Here is a 17,094-nt window from a genome sequence, read left to right as displayed (position 1 = left end):
TTAATGTTTGCTCGATTTACCCAATGCCTTAGTGACAAGCTTTTCGTAGAGTTCGGCGTACGGTTCGACTGCCTTGCACCAGTTGAAAGGCGCCGCCATGGCCCGGCAGCGCATGGCATTGAGCAGGTCGGGGAAGGCAAATATCTTGAATGCCCGGCTCAGGGCTTCCTGATAGCTCTCAGCCGTGGATTCATCGAACAGGAAACCGGTCACGCCGTTTTCAATGGTGTCGGCCAAACCGCCGGTGTTGCGTGCTACCGGCAACGAACCGAAGCGCTGGGCGTACATTTGGCTCAAGCCGCAAGGCTCGTAACGCGAAGGCATCAGCAGGAAATCACTGCCGGCGAACATGCGACGAGCGTCGGTTTCGTTGAAACCGATGCGTACGCCGATCTGGCCGGGGAAACGCAGGGCCAGTTCACGCATGGCTTGTTCTTCTTCCGGCTCGCCACGACCGATGATTGCGATCTGCCCGCCAGATTTGACGATGTATTCGGAGACGGCTTCGGTCAGGTCCAGGCCCTTCTGATACACCAGTCGCGACACCACGGCGAACAATGGACCTTCGCTATCGTCCAGGCCAAACAGCTCACGGACGTGTGCAGCGTTGACCGCTTTACCTTCCCAGTCACCGATACTGAACGGGCGGAACAGGTGCGAGTCGGTGGCCGCGTCCCAACTCTCATCGATGCCATTGGGAATACCACTGAGCAGACCTTGCTGGGTCTTGGCGGCGAGAAAACCGTCGAGACCGCAGCCGAAGGCCGGGGTGGTGATTTCCTGGGCATAGGTGGCGCTGACAGTGGTGATGTGGCTCGAATAGGCCATGCCGGCCTTGAGGAATGACATCTTGCCGTAGAACTCCATGCCTTCCTGTTGCAAGGCATGCATGGGAATACCCAGTTCCGGGCACGACCCAAGACTGGTCACGCCCTGGTAGGCAAGGTTATGAATAGTGAACAGCGTCGGCGTGCGTTGTCCACGCCAATGCATGTAAGCGGGTGCCAGACCGGCCGGCCAGTCATGGGCGTGCACCAGGTCCGGGCACCAGTGGATTTGTGCAAGATTGGCGGCAATGTCGGCGGCCGCCAGACCCAGGCGGGCGAAACGAATGTGGTTGTCCGGCCAGTCGCGGCCGTTGTTGGCACCGTAAGGCGAACCTTCGCGCTCGTAGAGTTCGGGGCAGATCAACACGTAAATGACCAGACCGTCGGGCATGTCCATGCGCCCGATCTTGCAGGGGGGCAACGCGGCGTGACCACCGAGCTCACCAATAATATGAATCGGGTTTTCGCTGTTCAGCACTTGCGGGTAACCGGGAATCAGCACACGCACATCATGCAGATGCGCCATGGCTCGGGGTAGCGCTGCGGAAACGTCGCCCAGACCACCGGTTTTCACCAGATCGGCGATCTCCGAGGTGACGAACAGCACTTTCTTCTTGTTGGGGTTCTGACTGGCCACCGGTGTCAGCGTCTTGGTGCCTGGTACGCTGACCGATTGGTGACTTGGCGCGCTCACAGTGCTCGTTTCGCCGACCTGCTGATGAGCACATTCTCCCTGAATATCTAAAGCCGCACTGATCATATGAATCTCCCGTGTTGTTGATCTAATTCTTAGGTCTGGCACAAACGGTATTTCGTGGCCAATTCCTGTGGCCGGGCGCAAACGCGCTACGCATCGGAGAGCAAGCGCTGCCAATGCGTTGAAGCAGAATGGCTGGGTTAGACGCTGCAAGGATTGCACCAGTCGCAACGCACTTACCATTAACCTGACACGTCACGAGCGGCAAAAGTTTCGACTTTCTTTGCGCTTTGTGACCCGCCGGTTTCGCCCCGCGGAAATGAGTCTAGGCCAGAACTTAGAGCGGGGGAGGTCAAATGGCAAAATTGTTCGACAATCGGTTTAAAGAGGTACGGACGTACCGCTTGGAAGAAGAAACGCACTGACGAAGGGCCTGTTTTTTAGCCGTTTTTACCTCAAAAAATATTCGAGATGTCACATGAATGTGTGCAGTGCGACCCTGCTCGCGCACTGTTGTGGTGCGCAACGGGCAAGTCCCGTTTTTGTCCGAACCGCTGCCTTACGGCCTGCCCGGATGCCTTGTTATAGTTCGGGCCTCATTTTCTGCCCGGTAAAAGGATCACTGCCATGTCTCAGTACACCGCGTTCACCGTCGAACTGAACGATAAAGTCGCCCATGTGCAGATCAACCGGCCGGAAAAAATCAATTCGATGAATGCCGCGTTCTGGAGCGAGATCATCGAGATTTTCCAGTGGGTCGACGACACTGACGAAGTCAGGGTGGTGTTGCTCAGTGGTGCAGGCAAACATTTTTCTTCCGGCATCGACCTGATGATGCTAGCCGGCGTGGCCAATGAACTGGGCAAGGACGTGGGTCGCAACGCGCGCTTGCTGCGCCGCAAAATCCTCGCCCTTCAAGGTTCTTTCAATGCGGTCGACCATTGCCGCAAACCGGTGCTGGCGGCGATTCAGGGTTATTGCCTGGGTGGCGCCATCGACCTTATTGCTGCTTGCGACATGCGTTACGCCGCCGAAGACGCGCAGTTTTCGATCAAGGAAATCGACATCGGCATGGCGGCCGACGTTGGCACCTTGCAACGCTTGCCGCGGATCATCGGTGACGGCATGCTGCGTGAACTGGCTTACACTGGTCGCACTTTCGGTGCCGAAGAAGCGCGTGGCATGGGCCTGGTCAATCGCGTTTACAGCGACACGGCCAGCCTGCTCGACGGTGTCATGGGCATAGCCCGCGAGATCGCCAGCAAGTCGCCGATTGCGATCACCGGCACCAAAGAGATGATCAGCTACATGCGCGACCATCGCATCGACGACGGCCTGGAATACGTCGCCACCTGGAACGCCGCCATGCTGCAATCCAACGATCTGCGCGTGGCCATGGCCGCCCATATGAGCAAACAGAAACCCGAATTTCTGGATTGATTAAAAATGATTTCACGCTGGACCACCGCAGTACTGGACACCGACCAACCCGGCGGCTGGGCCGTGGCCCGCAGCCCCGAAGGTTTTCTGTTCGATGACAATGGCGCGCTGTTCCCCCGCGAATGGCTCAAGCGCCAGGATTTGTCGATTCTCGCCGAACATGGCATCGGCCATCTGGATGGCGAACCGGTCTACCTGCTGGAACTGCGCAGTCACAGCGAAGTGCCGGGCTGCAATTGGAAAGGCCTGCGGGCGTTCATGCTCGAAGGCGATCATACGGTGTTCAAGGTGCTCGGTTATGCCGCGCAAATCGGCACCTGGGCCCGCGAACACCGCTTTTGCGGTAACTGCGGGCAGGCGATGAGCCAGGTGACCCGGGAACGGGCGATGTATTGCGAACCGTGTGATTTACGCAGCTACCCGCGCATATCACCGAGCATGATTGTGCTGGTGACCCGTGGCGATGAAGTCCTGCTGGCCCGTTCGCCGCGCTTTGTCACCGGGATCTACAGCACGTTGGCGGGGTTTGCCGAACCGGGCGAGTCGGCCGAAGACTGCCTGATTCGTGAGGTTCGCGAAGAAGTGCAGATCGAGGTCAAGAACATCCAGTACATGGGCAGCCAGTGCTGGCCGTTCCCGCATTCGATGATGTTGGGGTTTCACGCCGAATACGCCGGTGGCGAGATCGTGTGTCAGGAAGACGAGATCGAAGACGCCCAGTGGTTCAACGTACGTGACTTGCCGCCGTTGCCGGCGGCACGCTCGATTGCCCGGTACCTGATCGACGTCTATGTGGCGCGGCGCTTAGGCCACGCTGAACCAGTGTTGCCAGGCTAACCGCACGGTCAAGCCCAGCACCACGGTGATGAACACCGGACGAATGAACTTCGCACCGCCGCTGATGGCGGTGCGAGCCCCGAAGAACGCCCCGACCATCACCGACAGGCCCATGCTCAGGCCGATGATCCAGTCCACCTGTCCGGAAAACACGAACACCGACAATGCCGCAATGTTGCTGACGAAGTTCATGCTGCGCGCCACGCCGCTGGCCTTCACCAGGTCGATGGGGTACATCAGCATGGTGCTGACGGTCCAGAACGCACCCGTGCCGGGGCCGGCCACGCCGTCGTAAAAGCCGAGGCCGAAGCCTTGGGTCGATTGCCACTTTTTCTTGATCGGTGCGTCGCTGTCCAGCGGCGCTTTCGGCGTGCCGCCAAACAACAGGTAGAGGCCACAGGCGAAAATGATCACCGGGAGCATCTTGTTCAACCATTCTGCTGGCAGGTAGTGAGCGACCACGGCGCCGGTCAGCGCGCCCACCAGCGTGCCGACAATGGCGTGCATCCACTGCCTGGGGTGGAACAGTTTGCGTCGGTAGAAGGTGAAACTGGCGGTGGCTGAGCCGAATGTCGAACTGAGTTTGTTGGTGCCCAGCACTAGATGCGGCGGCAGGCCTGCGGTCAGCAGCGCCGGGGTGGTCAACAGACCGCCGCCGCCGGCAATGGCGTCGATGAAACCGGCGATGAAAGCGACAAGGGCCAGAATGGCGAGGGTGGTGAGGTCAACACTGAGTTCGAAAGGCATGGAGTCGGCTTATTCGGCGGGGTGCAGAACAGGGCTGCGGGGAAGGGCCGATATCTTACCTATAAAATTGTCCTCCTACAGCTGCTCGTTCCCACGCTCGCGTGGGAACGAGCAGTGTTGGTTTACAGACCCAGGTCCGACAGGCTTGGGTGATCGTCAGGTCGGCGGCCCAGCGGCCAGTGGAACTTGCGGTCGCTTTCCTTGATCGGCATGTCGTTGATGCAGGCAAACCGATTGGCCATCAAACCGTTCTCGGCGAACTCCCAGTTTTCGTTGCCGTAGGAACGGAACCAGTTGCCCGAGTCGTCGTGCCATTCATAGGCATAACGCACGGCGATACGGTTGCCGGTAAAGGCCCAGAGTTCTTTGATCAGGCGGTAATCCAGCTCTTTTGCCCATTTGCGCGTCAGGAAACCTTTGGCTTCTTCGCGGTTATAGGCGAACTCGGCGCGGTTACGCCATTTCGTGTCCAGGGTGTAGGCCAGCGACACGCGTTCCGGGTCGCGAGAGTTCCAGCCGTCTTCGGCCAGGCGGACTTTTTCGATGGCCGACTCACGGGTGAATGGCGGTAATGGCGGACGAACTTCGGCGTTAGACATTGACAGTCTCCCTATAAATTAGAGTTCAAACACGGTGTCGGGCTTGATTAAAGTATTACAGGTCCAATAACTTTCGCGCCATGCATTGCGCATTATCGGCGGCACTGTGATCACCCAAGACAAGCGCCACGGTAATGGCCCCGTCGATCGGGATCAGCGTGGTGGGAAGACCCGAACCCATCCATGGTGTAAGCTCTCGGGTTCTTCGGATTCGACCCATTGCGAGCCCTATGCCGTCGCTTTTCAAACGCTCTCTGCTGCCCAAACTGCGCAGTTTTCCGCTGACCGCCGATGCCGTCACTATCCTTTCTGGCGCTGCCGAGTTTCGCCGTTGCTTGCTGGAAAAGATCGCCAGCGCCACCCAGCGCATCTATATCGTCGCGCTTTATCTGCAACAGGACGAAGCCGGCCAGGAAATTCTCGATGCCTTGCACGCGGCCAAGCTGGCGCGTCCTGAACTGGACGTGGTGGTGGTCGTTGACTGGCTGCGCGCCCAGCGCGGCTTGATCGGTGCCGGTAAGCAGCCGGGCAACTCGGCCTGGTATCAGGAAGCCACCCGGACTCATGCCAGTGAAGTCCCGGTGTATGGCGTTCCCGTGCAGACCCGAGAGTTGTTTGGCGTGCTGCATTTGAAAGGCTTCGTGATCGATGACTGTGTGATCTACAGCGGCGCGAGTCTGAACAACGTCTATCTGCACAAGTTCGACAAGTACCGCTACGACCGTTATCACCTGCTGCACAGCCACGCCCTGGCCGATTCGATGCAGCACCTGATTCAGCACGGCCTGATCGCCTCCAAAGCGGTGCATCGTCTCGATTTGCCGAACCTGCCAACCACCCGCAGCTTGCGCAACGACATCGGCGACTTGCGCAGCCGCCTCAAGCATGCGACGTACGACACCACCACGGGCACCCTGGACAAGGGCGGTTTGTCGGTCAGCCCATTGCTCGGTGTCGGCAAGAACAATCCGCTGAGTCGAGTGATTTGCGAGTTGATCGCCAGCGCTCAACATCAACTGACCCTCTGCACGCCGTACTTCAACCTGCCGCTGGCCGTGACCCGGGAAATCAACCGGGCACTGGCACGGGGCGTGAAGATCGACATCGTTGTCGGCGACAAGACGGCCAACGATTTCTACATCCCGCCGAGCGAGCCGTTCAAGGTGATCTCGGCGCTGCCGTACCTTTACGAGATCAGCCTTCGGCGTTTCGCCAAGCGGCATCATCGCAGCGTCGACAGCGGCCAGTTGAACCTGCATCTGTGGCGTGACGGCGACAACACCTATCACCTCAAGGGCATGTGGATCGATCAGCGTTTCACCTTGCTGACCGGCAACAACCTCAACCCGCGGGCGTTTCGTCTTGATCTGGAAAACGCCTTGCTGATCGATGATCCGAAAGGCGAGCTGCTGGAGCCGCGTCGTAAAGAGCTGGCGGAGATTTCCGAGAACACTCGCCGCATCGAGCGTTATCAGGACCTGGACACGCTGCTGGAATACCCGGCGGGGGTGGCCAAGTTCCTCAAACGCGTGAGTCGGGTGCGGATTGAGCGGTTGTTGTACCGAATTCTTTAAGACTTAAGGCAAAAGATCGCAGTCTATGGCAGCTCCAGTGGGATGACGTTCACCGTGGCAGGAGCTGCCGAAGATTCGAGCCGCGGTCGGACGATCTTTTGATCTTGACGGGCTAACATTCCCACCACTCAAAGAACAAGGCTTGCCTCGCCCAATGTCGGAAAAAGACACCATCTCCATTCAACTCGTGCGTGAAGCGCTGTTGCAAAGCTGCGCCGCAGGAGTCGCTACCGATGAGGTGTTGAACAAAGTCGGCATCGATCCGGCACTGCTCGAAAGCAGCGATGCACGCGTTCCGGCCACCGCTTATGCGCGTCTGTGGCGTTTGCTGGCACGACGTGGAGACGATGAGTTTTTTGGCATGGACCCGCGCAAACTCAAATCCGGCAGCCTGGAGTTTCTCTGTCGCTGCTCCATGGTCCAGCCGAGCCTGGCCGCTGGTCTGACCTCGGGGTTGAGCTTTTTGTCATTGATGCTCGAGTACATGCCCGCACGGTTGGTTCGTCAGCAAAGCCTGGCGGAAATCGTCCTGCTCGAAGACGACCAGGACCCGCGCCGCGCCTTCACTTATTTCACTTACTGGATGATCGTCCACGGCGTCGCCTGCTGGCTGGCGGGGCGACGAATTCCGATCCTGGCCATCGAATTGCGCTGTCCGGCACCGGACTTTTGCGATGACTACCAGGTGATGTTCTCCGAGAACCTGCGTTTCGACCGGCCGCGCACGCGGATGATTTTCTCGGCCGAGTGCCTGGATTTGCCGATCAAGCGCAGCCCGGAAGAACTCAAGCGTTTCCTGGCCCATGCGCCGGCCAATATTCTGGTCAAGTACCGTGATCCGGAAAGCCTGGCCAGCCGGATCAAGCACGATTTGCGGCACCTGCCCGCCGAACACTGGCCGGAAACCGAGGCGCTGGCGCAACAGCTGTGCATGTCGGCTTCGACGCTGCGTCGGCGGTTGGCGGAAGAAGGCCAGACCTACCAAGGGCTCAAGGACAGCGTGCGCAAGGAATTGGCGATTGTTTGGCTGGCCGAGCCTGCAATCAGCTTCGCCGAGATCGCCACGCGTTTAGGGTTTGCTGACACCAGCTCGTTCTACAAGGCGTTTCGCAAGTGGTCGGGGTCAAATCCGGGGCATTACCGGAGTTTGATCCTTAACGAGGCTGACTGATCCGGATTTGGTGGTGATGCAGCCGGCCTCTTCGCGAGCAGGCTCGCTCCCACATTGGTTCAGTGGTGTACCCAAATCCCCTGTGGGAGCGAGCTTGCTCGCGAAGAGGCCCTGACTGGCACCACACCTCTTGAACCTTGGCCAAACCAGTCACGCAACTTGATAGCTTTGACCATTGTCCCGCGCCCCGCGCAGAGCGAGTATTTCCCTGTTAGTTACGGTTCCCCCAACCTAATAAAAATACAGAGGGATTCTGGCAATGCGCGATTATTTGTCTGCTACAACACAGTTCAATTATCAGCACACCGTCGACGCCGCGCTCGCCGGCGATTTGAATGCCCTCAACGCCTGCGTCGAGTGTTGCGACCGGCATGCCTTGCCGGGGCGCATCGCGCTGTTCTGGGAAGGCCGCGATGGCGCCAGCGCAACGTACACCTTCAGCGACTTGCAGGACAAAGCCGCGCGTTTCGCCAATTTCCTCCTGGCCCAGGGCGTGAAAAAAGGCGACAAGGTGGCCGGTCTCCTGCCACGCAACATCGAATTACTGATCACCGTATTCGCCACCTGGCGCATCGGCGCGGTCTATCAACCGCTGTTTACGGCCTTCGGCCCAAAAGCCATCGAACACCGCCTCAGCTCTTCTGGCGCCAAAGTGGTGGTCACCGACGCGGGCAATCGCGCCAAACTCACTGAAGTCGCGGATTGCCCGACCATCGTCACCGTCGCCGGTCCAAAAGACCAAGGCATCGTCCGCGGCGATTACAGCTTCTGGGCCGAACTGGCCAATTATTCTCCTGAGTGCGAACCGGTCCTGCTGACCGGTGAAGATCCATTCCTGCTGATGTTCACATCTGGCACCACCGGACCGTCGAAAGCGCTGTCCGTACCGCTCAAGGCCATCGTTGCCTTCCAGAGCTACACCCGTGACGCCGTCGACTTGCGCCCTGAAGACGCCTTCTGGAACGTCGCCGATCCGGGCTGGGCCTATGGCATCTACTTCGGTGTCACCGGGCCGATGGCCATGGGGCATCCGATCACCTTTTACGATGGCCCGTTCACCCTCGAAAGCACCTGCCGGGTGATCAACAAATACGGGATCACCAACCTCACCGGTTCGCCGACGGCTTACCGTCTGTTGATCGCCGGAGGCGACGAATTCGCCCGCTCGATCAAAGGCAAACTGCGCATTGTCAGCAGTGCCGGCGAGCCGCTCAACCCGGAAGTGATCCGCTGGTTCGCTGACAACCTTGGCGTGGTCATTCACGATCATTACGGTCAGACCGAACTGGGCATGGTCCTGTGCAATCACCACGGCCTGGAGCATCCGATTCACATGGGCGCCGCCGGTTTCACTTCGCCAGGCCACCGCATTGTGGTGCTGGACGACGAGTACAATGAACTCGGCGTCGGCCAGCCGGGCATTCTGGCCATCGATCGCACCCAGTCGCCGATGTGCTGGTTCGCCGGTTACGAAGGCGCACCGACCAAGGCCTTCGTCGGCAACTATTACCTGAGCGGCGACACTGTCGAATGGAACCCGGACGGCAGCATCAGCTTCGTCGGTCGCAGCGACGATGTAATCACCACCTCCGGTTATCGCGTCGGTCCGTTCGACGTGGAAAGCGCATTGATTGAACACCCCGCAGTGGTCGAAGCGGCCGTAGTCGGCAAACCCGATCCGGAACGCACCGAACTGGTCAAAGCCTTCGTGGTGCTCAGCGCGCAATACCGCGCTGCGCCGGAACTGGCCGAAGAACTGCGCCAACATGTGCGCAAACGGCTGGCCGCGCACTCCTACCCCCGTGAAATCGAATTTGTCAGCGAGTTGCCGAAAACCCCTAGCGGCAAATTGCAGCGCTTTATCTTGCGCAACCAGGAAATCGCCAAGGCTCAAGAGGCCGCCGCGAAGAACGTTTAAGCTTGAATCCAAGGAAACAATGATGCAGATCGAAAACAAGGTTTTTCTCGTCACTGGCGGTGCCTCCGGACTCGGTGCGGCCACGGCTGAAATGCTGGTCGCGGCCGGCGCCAAGGTGATGCTGGTGGACATGAACGCCGAGGCCGTTGCGGCCCAGGCTGAACGACTCGGCGCGCAAAGTGTGGTGGCGGACATCAGCAACGAAGCCGCGGCCGAGGCCGCCGTGCAGGCGACGGTCAAAGCCTTCGGTGGCCTCAACGGTCTGGTCAACTGCGCTGGCATCGTGCGGGGTGAGAAGATCCTCGGCAAGAATGGCCCTCATGCGCTGGCCAATTTCAGCCAGGTGATCAACGTCAACCTGATCGGAAGCTTCAACATGCTGCGCCTCGCCGCCGCGGCGATTGCTGAAACCGAAGCGGATGCCGACGGCGAGCGCGGTGTGATCATCAACACCGCCTCGGCTGCCGCGTACGACGGCCAGATCGGCCAGGCCGCGTATGCCGCGTCCAAAGGCGCGATCGTCAGCCTGACGTTGCCCGCTGCTCGCGAGCTGGCGCGCTTCGGCATCCGGGTGATGACCATCGCCCCGGGCATTTTCGAAACCCCGATGATGGCCGGCATGACCCCGCAAGTCCGCGCGTCCCTGGCGGCTGGCGTGCCGTTTCCGCCCCGTCTGGGTAAACCAAGCGAGTATGCCGGGCTGGTCAGGCATATCATTGAAAACAGCATGCTCAATGGCGAGGTGATCCGTCTCGACGGCGCCTTGCGCATGGCCGCCAAGTAAGGAGAATGTGTCATGACTCAGTCCAACGATCCCATTGTTATCGTCAGCGCCGTCCGCACCCCGATGGGTGGTTTCCAGGGCGAATTGAAAAGCCTGACCGCACCGCAACTGGGTGCTGCCGCGATCCGCGCCGCCGTCGAACGCGCCGGGGTAACGCCAGACTCGGTTGAAGAAGTGCTGTTCGGTTGCGTCCTGTCCGCAGGTCTCGGCCAAGCCCCGGCACGCCAAGCCGCACTGGGCGCCGGGCTGGATAAATCGACCCGCTGCACGACCCTGAACAAGATGTGCGGTTCGGGCATGGAAGCGGCCATTCTGGCCCACGACATGCTGGTGGCCGGCAGCGCCGATGTGGTTATCGCCGGCGGCATGGAAAGCATGTCCAACGCGCCGTATCTGCTGGACCGCGCCCGCAGCGGTTACCGCATGGGCCACGGTCGCGTACTCGATCATATGTTCCTCGACGGCCTGGAAGACGCCTACGACAAGGGCCGCCTGATGGGCACCTACGCCGAGGATTGCGCTGAAACCAACGGTTTTACCCGTGAAGCCCAGGACGCCTTTGCCATTGTCTCGACCACCCGCGCGCAGCAGGCGATCAAGGACGGCAGCTTCAAAGACGAGATCGTGCCAGTCACCGTGACCGTCGGTAAAGAGCAGGTGCTGATCAGCAACGACGAACAGCCACCGAAAGCCAAACTGGACAAGATCGCTTCCTTGAAACCGGCGTTCCGCGACGGCGGCACGGTGACGGCGGCGAATTCCAGCTCGATCTCTGATGGCGCCGCAGCACTGGTGCTAATGCGCCGTTGCGAAGCTGAAAAGCGCGGCCTGAAACCGCTGGCTGTGATTCACGGCCACGCGGCGTTTGCCGACACCCCGGGCCTGTTTCCGGTGGCACCGGTGGGCGCGATCAAGAAACTGATGAAGAAAACCGGTTGGTCCCTGGACGAAGTCGAGCTGTTCGAAGTCAACGAAGCCTTCGCCGTGGTCAGTCTGGTCACCATGACCAAACTGGAAATCCCCCACGAGAAGATCAACGTTCACGGCGGCGCTTGCGCCCTCGGTCACCCGATCGGTGCGTCTGGCGCGCGGATCCTCGTGACTTTGCTCTCGGCCCTGCGCCAGAAAGGTCTGAAACGCGGCGTTGCGGCGATCTGCATCGGCGGCGGTGAAGCCACGGCCATGGCCGTTGAATGCCTGTATTAAGGAATCACTATGCTCCCGACTGACGAACAACTTCAGATCAGCGACGCGGCCCGGCAATTTTCCCAGGAACGGCTGAAACCGTTCGCCGCCGAGTGGGACCGCGAACATCGCTTCCCCAAGGAAGCCATCGGCGAGATGGCTGAACTGGGCTTCTTCGGCATGCTGGTGCCGGAGCAGTGGGGCGGTTGCGACACCGGTTACCTGGCCTACGCCATGGCCCTGGAAGAAATTGCGGCCGGCGACGGCGCTTGCTCGACCATCATGAGCGTGCACAACTCGGTGGGTTGCGTGCCGATCCTCAAGTACGGCAACGACGACCAGAAAGAACGCTTCCTCAAACCGCTGGCCAGCGGCTCGATGCTGGGGGCCTTTGCCCTGACCGAACCGCAGGCCGGCTCGGACGCCAGCGGCCTGAAAACCCGTGCCCGTCTTGAAGGCGATCATTACGTGTTGAACGGCTGCAAACAGTTCATCACGTCCGGGCAGAACGCCGGGGTGGTGATCGTGTTCGCCGTGACTGATCCGAGTGCCGGCAAGCGTGGCATCACGGCGCTGATCGTGCCGACCGATTCGCCGGGCTACAAAGTCGCGCGGATCGAAGACAAACTCGGCCAGCACGCGTCTGACACTTGCCAGATTCTGTTTGAAGACGTGAAGGTGCCGGTGGCCAATCGGTTAGGCGAGGAGGGCGAAGGTTACCGGATCGCCCTGGCCAACCTCGAAGGCGGCCGTGTCGGCATCGCTTCGCAATCGGTGGGCATGGCCCGCGCTGCGTTCGAAGCGGCCCGGGACTATGCCCGCGAGCGTGAAAGCTTCGGCAAGCCAATCATCGAGCATCAAGCGGTAGCGTTCCGCCTGGCGGACATGGCAACCCAGATCGCCGTCGCCCGGCAGATGGTGCATTACGCGGCGGCGTTAAGAGACAGCGGCAAACCGGCTTTGGTCGAAGCCTCCATGGCCAAGCTGTTCGCCTCGGAAATGGCTGAGAAGGTCTGCTCCGCCGCCTTGCAAACCCTTGGCGGTTACGGTTACTTGAACGATTTCCCGCTGGAGCGGATCTACCGCGACGTGCGGGTCTGCCAGATCTACGAAGGCACCAGCGATATTCAGCGCATGGTTATTTCGCGCAATCTTTGAGAAGGAGTCATCTGTGAGCTACGAAACGATTTTGCTGGAAACCCACGGCCGTGTGGGCCTGATCACCCTGAACCGTCCGCAAGCCTTGAACGCGTTGAACGCGCAGATCGTCAGCGAACTGAACCTGGCCCTCGATGGCCTGGAAGCCGATTCGAACATTGGCTGCATCGTGCTGACCGGTTCGAAAAAAGCTTTCGCCGCCGGCGCCGACATCAAGGAAATGGCCGAGCTGACTTACCCGCAGATCTACCTCGACGACCTGTTCAGCGACAGCGATCGCGTGGCCAACCGCCGCAAGCCGATCATCGCGGCGGTCAACGGTTTTGCCTTGGGCGGTGGTTGTGAACTGGCGCTGATGTGCGACTTCATCCTGGCCGGCGACAACGCCAAATTCGGTCAACCGGAAATCAACCTCGGCGTACTGCCGGGCATGGGCGGCACCCAGCGCCTGACCCGCGCCGTGGGCAAGGCCAAGGCCATGGAAATGTGCCTCAGCGGCCGACTGATCGATGCGGTGGAAGCGGAGCGTTGCGGGATTGTCGCGCGGATTGTTCCGGCGGATGAATTGCTGGAAGAAGCGTTGAAAGTCGCGGCGCTGATTGCCAAGAAGTCGTTGCCGATTGCAATGATGATCAAGGAAAGCGTCAATCGCGCGTTTGAAGTGAGCCTTTCGGAAGGTGTGCGTTTTGAGCGCCGGGTGTTCCATGCGGCGTTTGCTACGCAGGATCAGAAGGAAGGGATGGCGGCGTTTATCGCAAAGCGCGAAGCCGAGTTCCAAGGTAAGTAACCCGTACCGATCATTCCCACGCTCTGCGTGGGAATGCATCCTGTGACGCTCTGCGTCACGCTTGAGAAGGGACGCGGAGTGTCCCGGGCGGCATTCCCACGCAGAGCGTGGGAACGATCTCTAAACCAGGTAGTGCTTCAGCTCCCGAGCAATCACCATCCGCTGTATTTCGCTCGACCCTTCATAAATCTGCGTAATCCGCGCATCCCGGTAATAACGCTCCACCGGGTAATCTTCCAGATACCCATACCCGCCATGAATCTGCATCGCCGACGAACACACCTTCTCGGCCATTTCCGACGCAAACAGTTTGGCCTGTGAAGCCTCCGACAGACACGGCTTACCGGCACTGCGCAAACGCGCGGCATGCAGGATCAACAGTCGTGCAGCATTCAATCGGGTGTGCATGTCGGCCAGCAGGTTGGCAATGCTCTGGTGCTCGATGATCGGCTTGTCGAACTGCACCCGATCCCGTGAGTACGCCAGCGCCGCTTCAAATGCCGCGCGAGCAATGCCCAACGCTTGTGCCGCAATGCCGATGCGGCCGCCTTCAAGGTTTGACAGGGCAATCGCCAGTCCCTTGCCGCGCTCACCCAACAGGTTGGCTTCGGGAATGGTGCAGTTGCTCAGGGTCACCGCGCAGGTATCGGACGCCCGAATACCCATTTTGTGTTCGGTGCGATCAACGATGAAACCCGCCGTGTTTGTCGGCACCAGAAATGCCGAGATTCCGCGCTTGCCCAGGTCCGGATCGGTCACCGCGAACACGATGGCCAGCTTCGCCCGTTTGCCGTTGCTGACGAATTGCTTGGCGCCGTTGATGACCCATTGGCCATCGCGCAGTTCAGCGCGGGTGCGCAGGTTGTGGGCTTCGGAACCGGCCTGGGGTTCGGTCAGGCAGAAGCAGCCGATGGCCTGACCGCTCGCCAGATCCGGCAGCCAGGTCTGTTTCTGTTCTTCAGTGCCGTAGTTGAGGACCGGACCGCAGCCCACGGAGTTGTGAATGCTCATCAGCGCGCCCGTGGCGCCATCGCCGGCAGAAATCTCTTCCACCGCCAGGGCGTAGGCGACGTAGTCGACATAAGTGCCGCCCCATTCCTCGGGCACCACCATGCCCAGCAGCCCCAGCTCGCCCATTTTCGCCACCAGACCATCATCGATCCAGCCGGCTTTTTCCCAGGCCTGGGCGTGGGGCGCGATTTCGCCGCGGGCAAAGTCCCGGGCCATGTCGCGGATCATGACTTGCTCTTCGCTCAATTCGATATCGTGCATGGCTCAGCTCCCGCTCTGCTCAAAACCCGTGAAAAAACTCGCGACGTGCTCGGCGTCCAGCGCCTGCAAGGTCGGCGGGTTCCAGCGCGGGCTCTTGTCTTTATCGATCAGCAAGGCGCGCACGCCTTCGATCAGGTCGCCGCGCTCGAACCACTGACGGTCCAGGTGCAGCTCCAGGGCGAAGCAGTCTTCAAGACTCAAGTGCCGACCACGACGGAGCATTTCCAGGGTCACGCCCATGGCCAACGGTGAACGGCTTTCCAGCAGGTCGGCGGTGTTCGTGGCCCACGCGTGACTGTCGGCGACCGTTACTTCACGCAGTTGCTCAACAATACTCGGCAGATCGGGCAGGGCGAAGAAGTGATCGATGGCCGGGCGTAGCTTGCTCAGTGGCGCATCGGGTAATTGCTGCACGGCAAGTTTTGCCAGCAGACCTTGCAGGTCCTTCAGCGGTGTCTCATGCCATTGGAGCTGATCGAGTCGCTCGTCCAGGGTGCCCAATTTGTCGCTTTCCAGGTACCAGTCGGCCAGGCCGCAATAGAGCGCATCGGCCGCGCGGATCTGCACGCCACTGACGCCGAGATAAGTACCCAGTTCACCGGGAACGCGCGGTAGGAAGTGGCTGCCACCGACATCCGGGAAATACCCGATCGCCACTTCCGGCATTGCTAAACGACTTTTCTCGGTAACCACCCGCAGGTCGGCGCCTTGCACCAGGCCCATGCCGCCGCCCAGGACAAAACCGTCCATCAAGGCGAGCACAGGTTTGCGGTAGTGGTGAATCGCGAGGTCGAGGGCGTATTCCTCGACGAAGAAATCCTCGTGCAGCGTGTCGCCGTTTTTGAAACTGTCGTACAGCGAGCGAATGTCGCCGCCGGCACAGAAAGCCTTCTCGCCCGCACCGCGCAACACCACCGCGTGCACGTGCGGATCCAACGCCCAGGCATCGAGCTGACGCTGCAGATTGCGCACCATGTCCAAGGTAATGGCGTTGAGGCCGGCGGGGCGGTTGAGGGTCAGGTGACCGATGTGGTTGCGAACCTCGGCCAGCACTTCGTTTTGCGTGGCATCCATGGACTGAGTCCCCGGAGAAGAAACTTGAGCAGTCATCACTAACTCCCTGCTTTTATTGTTCTTTATAGAGAAGCCCGCGCGCGAGCGATGCTGGATCGTAACAGTGCAAATTTGCCTTGTACAACCGGGATATGTGCAGGGTTAGTTTGCGTTTTTGCCTTGGAGCGAACTTTTTATCTTCAATCTTTTCTGGAAAACACATCACCAATACTGCGGCGTTTAGCATGCAATTCACTGGCATGAATCAACTGTTCGAGGTCTTCTGGGGTGACGTCGAAGAAGGCTTCCATGTCCGCCAAGGCCATTTTCAGATCCTGAGCAGTGATCGCCTGGCTGTCGGTGGGCGGGTGGTCCGCCGGCACCACGGCCACCGGTCCACTGGCGCGTTTCGGATAACGAATGCGCGTCAGGTTGTTGTAGGCCAGGGCGCAGAGCAGCATGGTCGATGCGCCAAGCATCACCGGGCCGAGGGCTTTCCAGTCCAGAGCAATGGTCGCCGGGTCTGCCAACACCAACAGCAGCGCCAAGGCCCCGGCCGGTGGGTGCAGGCAACGCAGCCAGCACATCAGAATCAGCGCCATGCCGGCCGCCAGGCTAGCGCTGCCGAGGGTTCGTCCGAGCACGTGAGCGACCAGCAGCGAAACCACCCCGGCGCTGAAGTAGCCGCCAAGAATCGACCAAGGCTGGGCGAGGGCGCCGGAGGACACTGCGAACAGCAACACGGCCGATGCGCCCAGCGGACCGATCAGGTGTTGCGCCACTGCCATGCCAAATACCTGGCTGCAGAGCCATACGCTGAACAGTGTGCCCAGGGACATGCCGATGGCGGCCCGGCTCCATTCGGAAGGACGAGTGTTGATGGCGGCGGGAAACCAGCGAGAGAACATGAGGCAGACAATCCGTTGGCAAAAATCTATGCAAAAAAAAGGCTTAGCTGGGATACCCAGAAAGCCCTTGAAGTAGTTCCAACTATTGGGGGAGGAACGAGGCGCAGTGTGCCGTTGATTCCTGATGCTGACAAATT

Annotated in this window: 15 protein-coding genes and 1 pseudogene; 9 read left to right on the top strand and 7 right to left on the bottom strand. The window is 59.9% G+C overall.

Translation table 11 applies throughout. The annotated features are described in order from the left end of the window. A complete protein-coding gene (gene glgA / locus ACYZTR_RS14860; protein ID WP_461972004.1) occupies positions 1 to 1,587 on the bottom strand; it encodes a glycogen synthase GlgA in 1,587 nt (528 codons plus the stop codon). 564 nt (positions 1,588 to 2,151) lie between these two features. Here glgA and ACYZTR_RS14855 point away from each other — a divergent pair. After that, the gene (locus tag ACYZTR_RS14855; RefSeq protein WP_461972002.1) at positions 2,152 to 2,964 is read left to right on the top strand and encodes a crotonase/enoyl-CoA hydratase family protein; all 813 of its coding nucleotides are present in this window, start codon (positions 2,152 to 2,154) and stop codon (positions 2,962 to 2,964) included. 6 nt (positions 2,965 to 2,970) lie between these two features. After that, complete coding sequence (gene nudC / locus ACYZTR_RS14850) at positions 2,971 to 3,801, top strand: NAD(+) diphosphatase (RefSeq protein ID WP_461972000.1); 831 nt, start codon at positions 2,971 to 2,973, stop codon at positions 3,799 to 3,801. Here nudC and ACYZTR_RS14845 read toward each other — a convergent pair. The 3 genes and pseudogenes from ACYZTR_RS14845 to ACYZTR_RS14835 form a co-directional block, all read right to left on the bottom strand. Beyond that, on the bottom strand, positions 3,769 to 4,548 hold the full coding sequence (locus ACYZTR_RS14845; RefSeq protein WP_461971998.1) for a TSUP family transporter: 780 nt from the start codon (positions 4,546 to 4,548) through the stop codon (positions 3,769 to 3,771). The genes nudC and ACYZTR_RS14845 overlap by 33 nt on opposite strands. 122 nt (positions 4,549 to 4,670) lie before the next feature. Then, positions 4,671 to 5,147 (bottom strand): nuclear transport factor 2 family protein, encoded by a 477-nt coding sequence (locus ACYZTR_RS14840; RefSeq protein WP_461971996.1) that lies wholly within the window; start codon positions 5,145 to 5,147, stop codon positions 4,671 to 4,673. A 55-nt stretch (positions 5,148 to 5,202) separates the two neighbouring features. Beyond that, positions 5,203 to 5,304 (bottom strand): annotated as a pseudogene (locus ACYZTR_RS14835) (TetR family transcriptional regulator); the annotation flags it as partial. Between the two features lie 73 nt (positions 5,305 to 5,377). Here ACYZTR_RS14835 and pssA point away from each other — a divergent pair. The 7 genes from pssA to ACYZTR_RS14800 all read left to right on the top strand — a co-directional run bounded on the left by pssA (position 5,378) and on the right by ACYZTR_RS14800 (position 13,724). Beyond that, complete coding sequence (pssA, locus tag ACYZTR_RS14830; protein WP_461971994.1) at positions 5,378 to 6,721, top strand: CDP-diacylglycerol--serine O-phosphatidyltransferase; 1,344 nt, start codon at positions 5,378 to 5,380, stop codon at positions 6,719 to 6,721. Between the two features lie 154 nt (positions 6,722 to 6,875). Then, a complete protein-coding gene (locus tag ACYZTR_RS14825; RefSeq protein WP_461979746.1) occupies positions 6,876 to 7,892 on the top strand; it encodes an AraC family transcriptional regulator in 1,017 nt (338 codons plus the stop codon). Between the two features lie 259 nt (positions 7,893 to 8,151). Further along, positions 8,152 to 9,810: an AMP-binding protein gene (locus ACYZTR_RS14820; RefSeq protein WP_461971992.1), complete on the top strand. Its 1,659-nt coding sequence runs from the start codon at positions 8,152 to 8,154 to the stop codon at positions 9,808 to 9,810. A 22-nt stretch (positions 9,811 to 9,832) separates the two neighbouring features. After that, entirely contained in the window at positions 9,833 to 10,594 is a 762-nt protein-coding gene (locus ACYZTR_RS14815; RefSeq protein ID WP_461979745.1) for an SDR family NAD(P)-dependent oxidoreductase, read from the top strand. A 12-nt stretch (positions 10,595 to 10,606) separates the two neighbouring features. Beyond that, on the top strand, positions 10,607 to 11,800 hold the full coding sequence (locus tag ACYZTR_RS14810; RefSeq protein ID WP_461971991.1) for an acetyl-CoA C-acyltransferase: 1,194 nt from the start codon (positions 10,607 to 10,609) through the stop codon (positions 11,798 to 11,800). A 9-nt stretch (positions 11,801 to 11,809) separates the two neighbouring features. Further along, positions 11,810 to 12,937: an acyl-CoA dehydrogenase gene (locus tag ACYZTR_RS14805; protein ID WP_461971989.1), complete on the top strand. Its 1,128-nt coding sequence runs from the start codon at positions 11,810 to 11,812 to the stop codon at positions 12,935 to 12,937. Positions 12,938 to 12,950: 13 nt separating this feature from the next. Continuing rightward, on the top strand, positions 12,951 to 13,724 hold the full coding sequence (locus ACYZTR_RS14800; RefSeq protein WP_461971987.1) for an enoyl-CoA hydratase: 774 nt from the start codon (positions 12,951 to 12,953) through the stop codon (positions 13,722 to 13,724). 120 nt (positions 13,725 to 13,844) lie between these two features. On the opposite strand, the gene ACYZTR_RS14795 is transcribed toward ACYZTR_RS14800, so the two are convergent. The 3 genes from ACYZTR_RS14795 to ACYZTR_RS14785 all read right to left on the bottom strand — a co-directional run bounded on the left by ACYZTR_RS14795 (position 13,845) and on the right by ACYZTR_RS14785 (position 16,957). Continuing rightward, positions 13,845 to 14,996, bottom strand: a complete 1,152-nt coding sequence (locus ACYZTR_RS14795; RefSeq protein ID WP_461971985.1) for an acyl-CoA dehydrogenase family protein — start codon at positions 14,994 to 14,996, stop codon at positions 13,845 to 13,847. Between the two features lie 3 nt (positions 14,997 to 14,999). Further along, the gene (locus ACYZTR_RS14790) at positions 15,000 to 16,106 is read right to left on the bottom strand and encodes an enoyl-CoA hydratase/isomerase family protein (protein WP_461971983.1); all 1,107 of its coding nucleotides are present in this window, start codon (positions 16,104 to 16,106) and stop codon (positions 15,000 to 15,002) included. Between the two features lie 143 nt (positions 16,107 to 16,249). Further along, positions 16,250 to 16,957, bottom strand: a complete 708-nt coding sequence (locus tag ACYZTR_RS14785; RefSeq protein ID WP_461971981.1) for an HPP family protein — start codon at positions 16,955 to 16,957, stop codon at positions 16,250 to 16,252. Positions 16,958 to 17,094: the final 137 nt, after the last annotated feature.

The sequence above is a fragment of the Pseudomonas sp. Hz4 genome (assembly GCF_054898165.1).
The sequence above is the reverse complement of the archived record's forward strand: the minus strand, read 5'-3'. Positions and strand labels throughout refer to the sequence as shown.